General features: G+C 74.2%; 12 protein-coding genes. 10 read left to right on the forward strand and 2 right to left on the reverse strand.

The features are described from left to right. Positions 1-19: 19 nt before the first annotated feature. Positions 20-376 (forward strand): PAAR domain-containing protein, encoded by a 357-nt coding sequence (locus tag WME79_RS15405; protein ID WP_437535876.1) that lies wholly within the window; start codon positions 20-22, stop codon positions 374-376. 14 nt (positions 377-390) lie between these two features. After that, positions 391-1,215, forward strand: a complete 825-nt coding sequence (locus tag WME79_RS15410) for a DUF4123 domain-containing protein (protein WP_437535879.1) — start codon at positions 391-393, stop codon at positions 1,213-1,215. Between the two features lie 18 nt (positions 1,216-1,233). On the opposite strand, the gene WME79_RS15415 is transcribed toward WME79_RS15410, so the two are convergent. Both WME79_RS15415 and WME79_RS15420 read right to left on the reverse strand, forming a co-directional pair. Continuing rightward, entirely contained in the window at positions 1,234-3,570 is a 2,337-nt protein-coding gene (locus WME79_RS15415) for a DUF2169 family type VI secretion system accessory protein (protein WP_437535882.1), read from the reverse strand. 33 nt (positions 3,571-3,603) lie between these two features. Next, complete coding sequence (locus WME79_RS15420; protein ID WP_437535885.1) at positions 3,604-4,146, reverse strand: hypothetical protein; 543 nt, start codon at positions 4,144-4,146, stop codon at positions 3,604-3,606. A gap of 71 nt (positions 4,147-4,217) precedes the next feature. Between WME79_RS15420 and WME79_RS15425 the strand changes: the two genes are divergently transcribed. The 8 genes from WME79_RS15425 (at position 4,218) to WME79_RS15460 (ending at position 14,130) form a co-directional block, all read left to right on the forward strand. Beyond that, a complete protein-coding gene (locus WME79_RS15425) occupies positions 4,218-4,763 on the forward strand; it encodes a DUF4123 domain-containing protein (RefSeq protein WP_437535888.1) in 546 nt (181 codons plus the stop codon). A 553-nt stretch (positions 4,764-5,316) separates the two neighbouring features. After that, the gene (locus WME79_RS15430) at positions 5,317-5,568 is read left to right on the forward strand and encodes a hypothetical protein (RefSeq protein WP_437535891.1); all 252 of its coding nucleotides are present in this window, start codon (positions 5,317-5,319) and stop codon (positions 5,566-5,568) included. Positions 5,569-5,730: 162 nt separating this feature from the next. Then, positions 5,731-6,264: an LEA type 2 family protein gene (locus tag WME79_RS15435; protein ID WP_437535892.1), complete on the forward strand. Its 534-nt coding sequence runs from the start codon at positions 5,731-5,733 to the stop codon at positions 6,262-6,264. Positions 6,265-6,803: 539 nt separating this feature from the next. Beyond that, positions 6,804-7,769, forward strand: coding sequence for a sigma-54 interaction domain-containing protein (locus WME79_RS15440; RefSeq protein ID WP_437535895.1), 966 nt, complete (start codon positions 6,804-6,806; stop codon positions 7,767-7,769). Position 7,770: 1 nt separating this feature from the next. Next, positions 7,771-8,922, forward strand: coding sequence for an HlyD family secretion protein (locus WME79_RS15445; RefSeq protein WP_437535898.1), 1,152 nt, complete (start codon positions 7,771-7,773; stop codon positions 8,920-8,922). Further along, positions 8,919-11,681 carry an ATP-binding cassette domain-containing protein gene (locus tag WME79_RS15450; protein WP_437535901.1) on the forward strand — a complete coding sequence of 921 codons (2,763 nt, stop codon included), beginning with the start codon at positions 8,919-8,921 and terminating at the stop codon, positions 11,679-11,681. The genes WME79_RS15445 and WME79_RS15450 overlap by 4 nt, the downstream gene beginning before the upstream one ends. Next, positions 11,678-13,792 (forward strand): ATP-binding cassette domain-containing protein, encoded by a 2,115-nt coding sequence (locus WME79_RS15455; RefSeq protein WP_437535904.1) that lies wholly within the window; start codon positions 11,678-11,680, stop codon positions 13,790-13,792. Before WME79_RS15450 ends, WME79_RS15455 begins: the two co-directional genes overlap by 4 nt. Positions 13,793-13,872: 80 nt before the next feature. Continuing rightward, positions 13,873-14,130 carry a hypothetical protein gene (locus WME79_RS15460; RefSeq protein ID WP_437535907.1) on the forward strand — a complete coding sequence of 86 codons (258 nt, stop codon included), beginning with the start codon at positions 13,873-13,875 and terminating at the stop codon, positions 14,128-14,130. Positions 14,131-14,540 lie beyond the last annotated feature (410 nt).

Raw genomic sequence — 14,540 nt, forward strand, 5'->3', positions numbered from 1 at the left:
GACGAGGAGGAGCGAGATCATGCCCGCTGCCGCGCGCCTCACCGATCTGCACACCTGCCAGACGCACCCTGGGCCCACGCCGATCGTCTCGTCGGCCAGGACGGTGAACATCGGCTTCCTGCCCGCGGCGCGGGTCGGCGATCGCGCCGCGTGCCCGGCCAGCGCCGCGATCGTCGAGGGCTCGGCGACCGTGTTCATCGAGGGCGCCATGGCCGCGCGGCTCGGCGACGGGACGGCGCCGAAGGGCGTGGTCGTGACCGGGTGTCCGACGGTGAACATCGGCTCGACGCCCGAGATCGAGGCGTTGCTCGCCGCGTCCGTGTCGGGGACTCCGTTCCTCGACTGCGAGAGCTGCCGGATGGGCGGCGCCGGGTGAAGGCGCTGCTCCACGTGACATCAGGGCTGCTCGCCGGGCGGCGCGTGCGCCTCCAGGCCGGCGAGGCGCTGCGCGTGGGGCGCCTCGGGCGGGCAGATATCGTGATCTCGCAGGACGAGCAGATGGCGCCTGTGCACTTCGAGGTGGCGTGGGACGGCGCCGTGTGCCGGCTCCTCGATCGGAGCCGCCGGGGGACGCAGGTCGACGGCAAGGCGGTCGCCGAGGCCGCGATCGGCGACGGCGCCCTCGTCGTGGCGGGGCAAACCCACTTCCTGCTGCGCCTCGTGCCCGACGATCTGGGCGCCGATCTCCCGCCTGCGCTGCCGCGCCCGCCGCCGTCACGGGAGCTGCTCGCCGCCCGGGCGGTCGCGCTGGCGGCGCTGCAGAGCGAGCCGGAGCCGCTCTTTGCCCTCCTCGACGCCGCTCGCGATCGGCGCATCCTCACGCTGCTGCGCGCCTGCGAGGACGAGAATCGCTCGCTCTTCGAGGGCGTCGCGGGCGAGGCCATGGCCCGGGCGGCGCCGCACCTGGTGCGGATCGAGAAGGGGTCGGCGCTCCTGCCGGTGCTCGTGAACGAGGGGTGGGGCGAGAGCTGGGGAGTCTACCTGACCGGGCGGAGGCCTCTTCGAGAGGTGCGGCAGAGATTGCGGCGGTCGCTGATCGTGAGGGACGAAGAGACGGGGAAGGGGCTCTATTTCCGGTTCTACGATCCGCGGGTGCTGCGGTTGTTCCTGCCGTCGTGCTCGGCGCGGCAGCGGAGCGAGATCCTGGGGACGGAGATCGGCGGGTTCGTCATCGAGGGCGAGACGGGCGAGTTACTGCGGCTCGGGGGGGCGTGACGGCGCCTGTCCGGACCCTCATGACGCGCGCCGCTGCCTGAGCTGCACCACCCGCCCCAGCGCCGCCGCCTGGAGCGCCACCGGCTCCGCCTCTCGCTCGTCCATCGCCGGGTGCACCGCCGCGATCACCCGCGCTCGGAAGCGCGCCGAGAGCGGCAGCGCCTCGGCGATCGAGGCCGGCAGGTAGATCACGAGCGGCTGCGTCTCTCCCGCGACGCGCAGCAGCCCGCGCAGGTGCGGCCCGCCCAGCACCTTGCGCTTCTGGTAGTGCCGCTGCTCGAGCAGCGCGCGCTCCACCTGCTCGTTCGCGAGCTCTACCCGGCCCTTCTTTCCGTGGCCGAGCGCCTCGCGGATCTTCCCGCACAGCGCCTCGGCGACGGCGGGCGCCGTCGAGACGCCCGGCGTGGCGAGGAATTTCTCGGCGGCCCCGAGCGCCGCCGCGAGCGCGTCGTCGCCGGTCGCGAGCGGCGTCGCGGTGGAGACCAGCGCCTTCAGCGTCTCCACTTCGTCAAAGGACAGCGAGAGCTCGCCCTCGATCAGCTCGAGCGGAGGCACCGGCATGCCGCGCTTGCCAGCGGCGCGCGCGAGCGCCCCGTGCACGCCCGCGACGTCGGCGGCCGCGCCGCGATCGAGGATCTCGAAGACCTGCGCCCGATCCTCGATCTCGGCGGGCTCGTCGGAGAGGGCCGGATCGTCGGTCTCCGGGTCGAGGGGCTCGGCCTCCATGGCGTCGAGCAGGCGCTGCCAGGCCGGCTTGCGGACGATGCGCGGCACGCTCTTCCGATCGAACCAGACGAGCGTCAGCGCGTCCCGCTGCGCCGGCGCGAGCGCGGCGGTGGCGTCCGCTGCCCCGCCTGTGCCCGCGAGCATCGCGCCGATGGTCTGCGGCGCCGCCGGCGCGTGCGGGATCATGCCCATGGCGCTCGACCCGGGCTGCAGAGCGCCGGCCGCCCAGGGGCTCACCGGCTCGCCGGGCGAGGCCTTCGCGATGGGCGGGGCAGGGATCGGAGAAGGGGTGTTCGAAGGAGGGGTGTTCGATGTGGCCGCGGGGGGCGGCGCCGAGGACGGGGCGACGAAGGGGAGAGGCACCTTCGACGCCTCCTCGGTGATGTCGCCGGTCTCGCCCTCCATCGAGCTCCGCTTCGGCCGGAAACCGGGCGGCTCGGCCGGCCGCGGAGCGGGCACCTCGGGTGGCGGCGGCGTGGGCGGTCCCGCGCGAAAGGGCATGATCGTCGCCTGCGGGGCGTCGGGCGACTTCGCCTGGATGTCGAGGGTCAGCGTCGACGGGCCGAGGGCGGGAGGCTTCACCCTGGGCGCGGCCGGGGCCACCCGCGGCGGCGGCTGCGGCCCCGGCGCCGAGGGGGTGGGTGCCTCGGCCGGCGCCTGCCTCGCGGGCCGCTCCAGCGAGACGCGGATCTGCCCTGACTCCTTGGGGCTCGCGAGCGGGAGCTGGCCTCGCCAGGTCAGCGTGCAGAGGAGGCGATCGGTGTCGATCACGAGCGTGTCGCAGCGCATGGCGAGATCGCGCGGCCCGCCGGCGCGGCCGGTGACGGTCGCCCGGGGGCGGACGCCGGGAAGGCTGGTGACGAGGCGCGGGTGGCGAGGATGGAGGTTCTCGAGCACGATCTGCTCGTCGTCGCGGAGCTGCAGCAGGCGCTGATCGAGCGGAGCGACGTTGAAGAAGGTGCGATCGAAATCCTCCGGCAGCGGGCTCGAGAGGAGCGCTCCCGACGACCAGGCCGCCGCGTGTTTGCCGAGCCTGCGGTGCCGCAAAGGCCAGGTGGGGGCGATGGGCCCGAAGCCCACCACCGCGATGGGGTCGTCCGGGCTGGCGACGACCCGATCCACGGGGAGGAGGTTCGGGACGGCGGCCCTGCCGCGGGCGTCGCGCGCCTCGCGATGGATGCCCGCAGGGTTGTCCGTGTCCGGCCCGCCCGCGGCGCGCTCGTAGGTGAGCGGCATCGTCGTGAAGTGCGCTCCTTCCTGGAGCTCGCCCTCCTGGGTGAACAGGCGATCGCAGAACACCTGGATGGGTTTATCGATCTCGCCGACCGCCATCCGCGCGATCAGCGACCGCGCTGGGCTGCCGCCGGGCGCGTGGGCGTGGCCGACGAGGACGACATCGACGCCCTGCTTGAGCGGCGCGAGATCGCTCGCCTCGATCAGGCTGCGCGCGGGGTCGTCCTCCAGGTGCGCGTCGCGCTCGCGGATCGGCTCCTGCGCGGGCGCGAGCGGCGACTCGCCCGGCGCGAGCGTGAACGTCGCCTTGCAGACGACGGTGAGCACCCAGGTCAGGGAGCGCACCTGCCAGAGGAGCGAGGCGACGGGGAGCGGCCCGTCGGAGACGACATCCATAGGTGGGCCGACGGTACCACCACTCCGGCGCCGTCAGGGGGCGCGCGGGTTGTCGGCGATGAAGGGGAGCCCCGCCGCGGCTGCGTCCCGGAACGCCTGGGCCGAGGCGGCGGCCCGCTGCAAGCACGGCCAGCACGGCTCCTCCTGCGCGTCGTCGGGCTCCTCCAACGGCGCTGCCGCGGCGCGAGGGCGCTGGGCCGGGACCGCCGCGGCGGGAGAGGGCGCGGGCTGGGCCAAGTCCTTCCCGGAGCCACCCTGGTCCGGGGCCTCTGCGACGTGCACCTGTCCCGCCGCGAGCGCGGCCGCGAGGTGGTCGATCACCTCGCGATCGTCCGGCGATATCGAGAGCCAGGGCCGATCCTCGCGGAGGAACCGCCGCAGCTCGTGCAAGATCTCGGCGCGCGCCCCCAGCGAGGCGATGTAGCGCCGCGCCGCGAGCCGATCCCCTCGAAGCGGCACACGATCGCCCGTGGGCGGCTCTTCCCACCACCAGGAGAGATCGATCCACCGCTCTTCGCCCGGCAGCGCGGGCCCGCCGCCGTCCGGCGAGACAAGGTCGAGAAAACGCTCGTTCAACCGCAGCCGCAGCACGGAGGCAGGTTATCATGCCCGGGGCCGCGCCGGGCCGCCCCGTCGCGAGGTGATGGATGGATGACGCCACGCTCGATCGAATCGTTCAGCACCTCTGGGGCGCGGAGGCGGATCTGGTCTACGCGGTCCTCGACGGCGCGCGCGACACGGCGATCGCCGACTCGGTGCGCTCCTCGGACCTGCCGCACTGCTGCCTCCTCGCGGGCGACCTGGGCCCGGAGCTGGCCCAGGTGGCGCCCTACCTGGTGAGGCTCCAGCGATCGGGCGAGTTCACGCGACGCCTGCTCCGGCTCGGGTGGGGGAAGAGCTGGGGTATCTTCCTCGCCACGCCGTCTCCTCTCGAGACCGTGCGGCGGCACCTGCGCCGGCTGCTCCGCGTCCTGGGTCCGGACGGAGCGGCCCTGTTCTTTCGCTACTACGATCCGCGGGTGTTGCGCACCTACCTGCCCACGTGCAACGCCGGCGAGCTCGGCGAGGTGTTCGGTCCTGTCCTCCGTTATGCGGTCGAAGGCGAAGACGCCGGGGAGCTCGTTGTGTTCCGGCGCGCCGGGCCCGAGCTCGCGCGCTCCGTGATCGACCTCCGCGCGGCCGCGCCGGCGTGAATCGGATGTTCCCGAAAGGACCACCTCGGCTCGACGTCGAGCTGACCGCCGGCGTTCGCCGCTCGCCACCGTCGATTCTCTGTCGGGTGACGAGGCGCTGGTTCCGCGGGCAGACATCCTGCCAGGGCTCTGCCTCGCGAGCGGAGAGAGATTCAACGCAAAGGCGCAAAGACGCAAAGGCGCAAAAAGGCATGATATTTGTTCTCTTTTTTGCGCCTTTGCGTCTTTGCGCCTTTGCGTTGAAATCTCTTCCCGAAGCCCTGGCTGGACTCCTGGTGGGCCGAGAGTGCTTGTCTCTGCGCACCGTCCGCGCGGCATGACAGCTGCGAACCGCCTTGATCGTCCTCGGGGAGCCGCCCCGCGCGCGCTCGACCGTCTTGAGCCGGCCTATCGGCGGGCAGGGGGCGGACGGGGACTCGGACAGGCGCTCGGCGACCTCCGGCCGCCACTGGAGGTGGCGCCGGGACGCGACATCGCGCTCGGTCCGCTGCTACGCTGCCGGACGGAGGTCGCCGAGCACGGGCCGGCGACGCGCGAGGAAGGGGAGTCCGTGATGGCCACGAAGGAATTCGTCGAGCAATTCATCGAGCAGGGGCACGCCGAGGGGATGGCGCAGGCGATGGCAGAGGCGACCATCGAGCTCTATGAAGAGCGGTTCGGCCTCATGCCGCCGGCGCTGCGGTCCGCCGTGGAGGCCACGCACGACCTGAAGATGCTCCAGACATGGCTGCTCGTCGCCGGCGCCGGGACACGCGAGGTGCTTCACGACAGCGTCTCCGCCAGCTCCTCCGGGCGCGCGTCCTGACCGGCGGCCGACGACCCCGGCGAACGTGGATCCGGCGCGCCGACGGGCATCGCCGGCGCGAGCGGAGCGCCGCGGCCCGCCGGTCGCGCGCCGCCGTTCGACGTTCCCGCCCCGCGACGCCGCGAGGTGACGGCGTGGCCCTGCGCGGCTAAGCTCGCGCTCGTGCCGTTTCCCCGGAAGACCAACCCCCTGCGCCGCCTGCCCGTGCTCGCGCTCGCAGCGCTGACGGCGATCGCCGGCACCGCCTGCGTGAGCAAGCCGACGATGCAGCTCGATCACGCCGAGATCACAGGGATCCGCATCGCCTTCCCGCCGAGCCTCGGCATCCTCATGACCATCGTCGTCAACGTCCACAACCCGAACTCGTACGACGTGGCGGTGCGCGCGGTCCGCGGCCAGGTCGTGCTCGCCGGCCGCTACCCGCTGGCGGTCGACTTCCGGGCCGACGGCGACGGCGTGTGGCTCCCTTCCGACCGCACGACCCAGGTCCGCGTCCCCGTCAGCGTCCCCGTCGATCTCGGCCTCCAGCTGCTCCGGGAGACGCTCGCGTCGCCCGTCATCCCGTACCGCTTCAGCGGCCGGGCGGACGTCACCGCGACGCGCACCTTCCGGCTCGAGGCCGACGATTACTCGGTCGACGATCACGGCGTCGTCGCCCGCAACCAGATCGAGACCGCCCTCGGCATCCTGCGATAACCCCCGCGGCGCCCGGAGCCTGCGGGCCGCACGCGAGCGGCCCACGGGCGCGCCCGCACGGGCGGTCACACGCTCGGTCTCCGGCGAGGACCACGCGCCGAGGTGCCCGCGTTGGCGTGGCGCACCACGTGCCGAAGTTGCGCAATACGCGCCGACGTGGCGCGGCTGCCCTCGACGTCGGCACCGGCGCTGGCTGGCCGGCCAGGTCGACGCTCGATGCGATAACAGGCCATGACAGCAGCGCGCTCGCGCCGTGAGCGTCTCCCTCCTTCTTGGTGGCGGCTCCCGCCATCAGGTGGAGGCTCCGGCCTCCAGGCGGCGCGGCGAGCCTCGACGCGCAGCCTCCGCGCAGGACAGCCCGCGCCTCACACGCGCTCTCGCCGGCGATGCCTCTCGCCGCCGAGGAGCATGGGGGCATCCTGGCCGGTTCGTTCATGGACGGAGCGGCGCGTTGGCCATCGACTTGCTTCGGCTCGCTCCTGAACTCGGTCGCTATTGCGACACACCGTCCCGCGCCGTCGGCGCGAGGGGGAGCTTTCATGGTGGACGACTGTTCCAGCGGTTTTCTCGCGCTCGATCCGGAGATGAGGCGCCTGCGCGAGGCCCTCGAGACCGTGGCGCCCACGCCGCTGCCGGTCCTGATCCTCGGCGAGACCGGGACGGGAAAAGAGGTGGTGGCGGAGTGGATTGCCGGCATGTCGCGGCACCCGCGCGAGCGCTTCGTGAAGGTCAACTGCGCGAGCCTGTCGGAGTCGCTCGTCGAGAGCGAGCTCTTCGGCCACGAGCGCGGCGCGTTCACCGGGGCGGTGGCGCCGCGCGAAGGGCTGTTCGAGGCCGCCCACGAGGGCACGCTCTTCCTCGACGAGGTGGGAGAGCTGTCCCCGCGCACGCAGGCGAAGCTGCTCCGCACGCTGGAGTACGGCGAGATCGTCCGCGTCGGGAGCACGCGCCCGCGGCGCGTGGACGTCCGGGTGATCGCGGCGACGCACCGCGATCTCGAGCAGATGGTGCGGGAGGGGAGCTTCCGCCAGGACCTCTACTTCCGCCTCAACGCGATCACCCTGCGGATCCCGCCGCTCCGGGCCCGCACCTCCGAGATCCTGCCGCTCGCGGCGCTCTTCGCGGCGCGCCTCTCGCAGCGGCTCGCGCGCCCGGCGCCGCCGCTCGCGAAGGAGGCGACCGCCGCGCTCCTCTCGCACGCCTGGCCAGGGAACGTCCGGGAGCTGCGCCACGTGGTCGAGCGCGCGGTCGTGATGTCGAAGGGCGGGCCGATCGGCGCGGACCACCTGATGCTGGAGGCGCCGCGCGCGCCGGTCGAGGCCGGGATCAAGGGCGATCTGCGCTCCTTCGAGCGAGACCGCATCGTCGCGGCGCTCGCGCAGGCCCGGCAGAACCAGACGCGGGCCGCCGAGCTGCTCGGCGTCTCGCGGCGCACGCTCACCAACAAGCTCAACGCGTACGGCATCGCGCGGCCTCGCAAGAAGGTCGCGCTGGAGGAGTGCTGACGTGGCCTCGCCGTTCTTCCGCACGATGCGGTCGCTCGAGGTCGAGCGCGGCCCGAGGACCTGGATCCGCCTCGCCGTGATCCTCTCCGTGCTCGGCGCCTGGGCGGGCTGGATGCACGCGGCGCGCGTCTCCGTCTACGCGACGACCGGGAAGGCGCGCCTGGAGGTCAGCCGGATGGCCCACCGCGTGGCCGCCGTCGAGCCCGGGCGCGTGTCGGTCGTGCAGGTCTCGCTCGGGCGCCACGTCGAGCAAGGAGAGGTGCTCGTCGAGCTGGACGCCGCCGTCGAGGAGCGGCGCCTGGAGGAGGAGCGCACGAGGGCGGCCGCGCTCGCGCCGAAGATCGAGGCGCTGCAGCACCAGATCGCGGTCGAGGAGGAGGTGCGCGCGTGGCAGGTGAAGCTGTCCGACGCCTCGGTCGCGCGCGCCAGGATCGACCTGCGCCAGCGGGATCTCTCCGCAGCGCACGGCGAGGAGCTGCGCGCGATGTCGGAGCGCCTGCACGACGAGCGGCTCGCGTCGACGGCCGACCACCTCGAGGCGAAGAGCCGCGCCGCCGACGAGCACCTCAAGGCGGAGGGGGCGCGCGCCGATCTCCGGCGGCTCTCGGTCGCGGGGCACCACGACGAGCGGCAGACGGCGGCCCGCCTCGCGGAGCTCGGGCGCGCGCTCGGGGATCTGGTGGCCGAGCAGCAGGCGGCCGAGGCCGCGGTGCACACGGCGCTCGCGCAGATCGAGCGGCGCAAGATCCGCGCGCCCATCGCGGGGAAGCTCGGGAACATCGCGGCGCTCCAGGTGGGGGACGTGCTCAAGCCGGGCGACCTCGTGGCGACGGTCGTCCCGGGCGACGACCTCCACGCCGTCGCGCTCTTCGCGCCGTCCGACGCGGTCGGGCGCATCGTCCCCGGGCAGAGGGCGCGGATGCGCCTCGACGGGTTCGCGTGGACGCAGTTCGGCATGATCGAGGGGGAGGTCTCTCACGTCGCGAGCGAGCCGTACGACGGCGCGATCCGCGTCGAGCTCCTCGTGCGGCCGGAGAGCGCGGCGTCGATCCCGGTGCAGCACGGGATGCCGGGGACCACCGAGGTCGAGGTGGAGCGCGTCTCTCCGTGGGCGCTCCTCCTGCGCGCCGTGGCGCCGGGAGGTGCGCGATGAAGCGCGCGTTCCTCGTCCCCGAGGTGCTGCAGGCGTCGCTCATGGACTGCGGCCCCGCCGCGCTCAAGGCGGTGCTGCAGGGGTTCGGCGTCGACGTGCACTACGAGTGGCTCCGCGACCGCTGCCAGACGGACGTGGACGGGACATCGATCGACGCGCTCGCCGCGCTCGGGCAGGAGCTCGGGCTCGCGACCGCCGAGGTGGTGGTGCCCCACGACAGCTTCCTCCTGCCAGAGGCCGACTGCCTCCCCGCGATCGTGGTCAAGCGCGGCGCGGGCGGCGCGCTCCACTTCGTGGTCGTCTGGCGACGGCTCGGGCCGTTCGTGCAGATCCTCGACCCAGGCAGCGGGCGCCGCTGGGTGCGCGCAGCGCGTTTCATGGAGGACATGCCGCACTTCCCGATCCCGATCTCGATCGATCGGTGGCGGCGGTGGGCGTCGTCCGCGGACTCGCTCGGCCCGCTCCGCGCGAAGCTGCGCGCGCTGCGCGCAGACGGGGAGGCGCTGATCGCCCGGGCCGACGCGGACCCGGGGTGGAAGTCGTTCGCGGCGCTCGACGCGGCGGTGCGGATGGTGGCGCGCCTCGTCCGCGGCGGCGCGATCGCGCGCGGGGGCGAGGCGCAGCGCGTGCTCGAGGGCGTCTTCGACCGCGCCCTCGCCGGGGAGGCGGGCGCCATCCCGAAGGGGTTCTTCTGGGCCACGGAGGCCAAGGTGCCGGGGAAGCTCCTCGTGCACGGCGCCGTCATCGTCCACGTCGGCCCGCGTCAGCGCGGCGCGGGCGAGGCCAGCGTGGCCGCGCGCGCGCCTGCGTCCTCGGCTGCCGCGCCGCCGCCGAGCTACCGCGGCAGCGCCGCGCCCGAGGCCGCGCGCGCGGCCGCGCCGGACCGGCCCGCGCCGCGCGCGAGCGCGACCGCGGCGCTCCCGGCGTCCGTTCGCCGGGAGCTGGAGCTGCCGACGCCGTCTCCCTCGCGCCTGTTCTTCTGGATGCTGCGCGCCGACGCGGGTGGGGCGCTCGCGCTCGTCGGGGTGGCGCTCGCGGCGAGCGCGGCCATCGCGGCGATCGATGTGGTCGTCCTCCGCGGGCTGTTCGACGCGGTGAAGAGCGTCACCGTCGAGTACCAGCGCGCGCTCGGGCTCCTCGCCCTGGTCGCGTTCGCCGCCGGGGGCCTGGCGCTCGAGATCTTCGTCGCCCACGCCGTCTCGCGCCTCGGGCGCGCCCTCGAGGTGCGCTTCCGCGCCGCGTTCCTGGAGAAGCTGCCGCGGCTCGAGGATCGCTACCTGCGCAGCCGCCCGACCTCGGACATGACCGCGCGCGGCCACGCGATGCACCTGATGCGCGAGGCCCCGGCGCTCTTCGCCCGCATCGCGCGCGCGGCGCTGTCGTTCGCCGCGACGCTCCTCGGCGTCGTCTGGCTCTACCCGGGCGGCGCGTGGCTGTCGCTGGTGGCCGCGGCGGTCGCCCTCGCCGCCCCGTACCTCGCGCGGAGGCCGCTCGTGGAGAGCCTCATGCGCCTGCGCACGCACGCGGCGTCGCTCGAGCGGTTCTACCTCGACGCCCTGCTCGGCGTGGTGCCCATCCGTGTCCACGGCGCGGAGCGGGCGGTGCGGCGCGAGCACGAGGCGCTGCTCGTCGAGTGGGCGCGGACCGGCCGGCTCGTGCACGCGCAGTCCACCGCCATGCAGGCGGCCCAGGGGATCGCGAGCACGGCCGTGGCGGTCGCGATCGTAGGCGGCTACGTCGCCTCCGGCGGCCCGGCCGCGGCGCTGCTCCTGCTCGTGTTCTGGTCGCTGCGCCTCCCCGCGGCGGCGCAGGAGCTCGTCGCTGCGCTGCTCGGCTGGAAGAACGTGCGCAACGCCTCCGTGCGCCTCTTCGCGCCGCTCGCGGCGCCGGAGATGGACCTGCCCCGCGCGCCCACCGAGGGGGCTCCGCAGGACGCCGCGTGCGCCACATGCGCCACGTCGATCGACCTCCGGGGCGTGAGCGTGAAGGCCGGCGGGCACACGCTCCTGTCCGACGTCTCGCTGAGCGTCCCGGCGGGGGCGCACGTCGCGATCGTGGGGGCGTCGGGCGCGGGGAAATCGTCGCTGCTCTCGCTGCTCCTCGGGTGGCTGCGGGCGTCCGGAGGGGAGGTGCTCGTCGACGGTCGCCCCTTCGACGACGCGGCGGTCGAGCGCCTCCGCCGCGCGACCGCGTGGGTGGACCCGGCGATCCAGCTCTGGAACCGCACGCTCCTCGAGAACATCACCTTCGGCCACGCCGGCGACGCCCTCGCGCGCGTGCCCCTGTCCATGAGCCAGGCCGAGCTCACCGGCGTCCTGGAGAGCCTGCCCGACGGCTTGCAGTCGTCGATCGGCGAGGGGGGCGCGCGCCTGTCGGGCGGGCAGGGGCAGCGCGTCCGCCTCGCGCGGGCGCTCATGAAGGGCGACGCGCGCCTCGTGCTCCTCGACGAGCCGTTCCGCGGGCTCGAGCGCGAGCGCCGCCGGGAGCTCCTCGCGCGCGCTCGGGAGCACTGGGGGCGCTCGACGCTCGTCCTCGTCAGCCATGACGTCATGGACACGCTCGGCTTCGACCGCGTGCTGGTCGTCGAGGGGGGCAGGGTCGTCGAGGACGGCGCGCCGCGCGAGCTCATGGACGACCCGCGGAGCCGCTACCGCGCGCTCGCCGAGGCGGACGCGCGGGCGCGCGACGAGGTCTGGTCGAAAGAGCACTTCCGGAGCGCGACGATGGAGGGCGGCCGGCTCCTCCAGGGGGCGGCGTGAAGGCGGGCGAGGCCGATCAGGCGGCGACGCTGGCCGAGCTCGTCTGGCAGCCGCCCGCGCTCGGCCACGCGATGAGCGCACTCTCGGCCGCGTGCGGGCTCGCGACCGGCGCGGCGCCGTCGCCCGGCGCGCCGCCGGAAGGCGACCCCACCGCATGGATCGAGGCCTACGCGGGGTGCATGGGCATCGAGGCGGAGGCCGTCCAGTGCAGCTTCGCCGAGCTCGGGGGCGCGCTCGCGTCCCTCGGCCCCTCGATCGTCCGCGTCGAGCAGGGTTACCTCGCGGTGATGTCCGTGGGCCGGCGGGGGCTCTCGGTGCTGACGCCGGCGCTCACGCCGGCGCGGATCCCGCTCGAGACCGTTCGCCGGGCGCTCACCGCCCACCTCGAGGACCGCCCCGCGTCGCACGTCGACAAGTGGCTCGCCGCGGCGCAGGTCCCGCCGCGGCGCGCCGCGCGGGCGCGCGACGAGCTGCTCGCCCAGCTCGTCGCGGATCGCCCCATCGACGGCGTGTGGCTGCTCCGCCCCGATCCAGGGTCGAGCTTCCGGCGCCTGCTCTCGAGGCGCGGGGTGCTCCGCCGGGGCGCGATCTTCCTCGCTGCCGCCGCCTCGCAGATCGCGCTCGGCGTCTTCGCCTGGTGGCTGATCGGCGCGGGCGCGCTCGACGGCGACGTGCAGCCGGGGTGGCTGCTCGCGTGGGTGCTCCTGTCGCTCTCGGCGCTCTTCGTGCAGCTGTTCGCCTCGTTCACGGGGGGCATGCTCACGATCGACGTCGCCGCGCTCCTCAAGCAGCGCCTGCTGTGCGGCGCGCTCCGCCTGGATCCGGGCGCGATCCGGGCGCGCGGCTCGGGCGAGCTGCTGGCCATGGTCTCGGAGTCCGAGGCGGTCGAGACGGCCGGGCTCGGCGGCGCGCTCGGGGCGATCGTCGCGCTCGTGCAGCTCGCGAGCGCCGCGGCGGTCCTCGCCGCTGGCGCCGGCGGTGGCCTCCACGTCGCGCTGCTCCTCGGGTGGACGCTCGCCGTGGCGCTGCTCGGGCGCCGCTTCGCCCGGGAGCGGGCGGCGTGGACGGGCGAGCGGTTCGCGATCACGAGCGGCTTCGTGGAGCACGTCGTCGGGCACCGGACGCGCGTCGCCCAGCAGGCCTCGCACCTTCACCACCTGGAGGAGGACGCGGCGCTCGAGCGCTACCACCGCGCCGCGCGCGGGATGGATAGCGTGGGCGATCTCCTCGCGTCGCTCCCGGCGCGCGGGTGGCTCGCGCTCGGGCTGCTCGGGCTGGTTCCGGCGGTCCTGGGCGGGGTGGGCGCGGGCCCGCTCGTCGTCGCGACCGGCGGCATCCTCCAGGCGCAGGCCGCGTTCGCGACGCTGGCGACGAGCCTCGGCGCGCTCCTCTCGGCTGCCGTCTCGTGGCGCTCCATCGCCCGGCTCTTCTCGGCGGCCGAGGGGCGCGAGCCCGCCGGGATCCCGCAGGCCGCGCTCGGGCGCCCCGCGACGTCGGACGTCGTGATCGAGGCGCGGGGCGTCTCGTTCCGCTACGACGGGGAGCGCGGCGAGCCGGTCCTCCGCGGCTGTGACCTGGTGCTCTCGAAGGGCGACCGGCTGCTGCTCGAGGGGCGCTCCGGCGGCGGCAAGTCGACGCTCGCCGCCGTGCTCAGCGGCCTTCACGCGCCGTCGTCGGGGCTCGTGCTGCTACGCGGCCTCGACCGGCGGACGCTGGGCGGGGCGGCGTGGCGCAGCCGTGTGGCGAGCGCGCCGCAGTTCCATGACAACCATGTGCTCTCCGGGACGCTCGCGTTCAACCTGCTGATGGGCCGCGCGTGGCCCGCGTCGCCCGAGGACCGGCGGGAGGCGGAGGTCGTCTGCCGCAAGCTGGGCCTCGGCCCGCTGATCGATCGCATGCCCTCGGGGCTCGATCAGGTCGTGGGCGAGACGGGATGGCAGCTCTCGCACGGCGAGCGGAGCCGGCTGTTCCTGGCGCGCGCGCTGCTCCAGCGCTCGGACGCCGTGATCCTCGACGAGAGCTTTGGGGCGCTGGATCCGCTCACGGCCCGCGAGTGCGTGGGGGCCGTGCTGGAGCGGGCGCCGGCGCTGATCGTCATCGCGCACCCGTGAGCGCGAGGGGGGCGAAGGACGGCCTCGGCATGGGGGTTATTGACGCTGACGTGAGAGCCAGTCGGTGAGCACATCTGTTCATGACCGACAATACGGCGAGCACAATCGCAACAACGATCTCGACGTCAACATCACCAATGGAAAAGAAGCTCACCAGCATCCGTGCCTCCGGCAAGGACGAAAATCTGCAGCTGAGCCCCCCGAAGACAATGACCATCGACGAAGCGCTCGAATGGATCGACCGCGATGAGCTGGTCGATTTGACGCCCGACGCCGTGCCCTGGAGGAAACGCGTGCTCTTGGGCAACGAGCGCCCGCGCCGCGAAAGCACGGTCTGAGCGGTTCTACGGATCCGCCTAGCTTCCAGATCGACTAACCTGGTTGCATGCTGGCGAGGTGCAGCGGAGCGCTCGGGGCAGGTTGGGCGGTGGCGTGGGCGCTCGGGTGCGCTCCGAATGCGGCGCCAGCTGCCAATGAACCGAGCGTCGGTGTCGGGCCTGGCTCCGGCGGCGAAAGCGCAGTCTCGAGCGGCGGCACGCCTGGCTCCGGCGGCGCGCCTGGCTCCGGCGGCGCGCCTGCCGATGCGTCGGGCGCCGCCGGGTCGGGCGGTACGGGCTCGGGCAGCACCGGCTCGAGCAGCGCTGGCGGCGAGACGGGTGGCTCCGGCGGCTCGTGCGCGTCCCCCGGAGAGTGTCCCTGCGTCCTGTCCAAACACGTCGAGATCCCCCTCTCGCTGGCGGAACCTTCT

Origin of the sequence: Sorangium sp. So ce726 (genome assembly GCF_051521405.1) — a bacterium.
Lineage (GTDB): Bacteria > Myxococcota_A > Polyangia > Polyangiales > Polyangiaceae > Sorangium.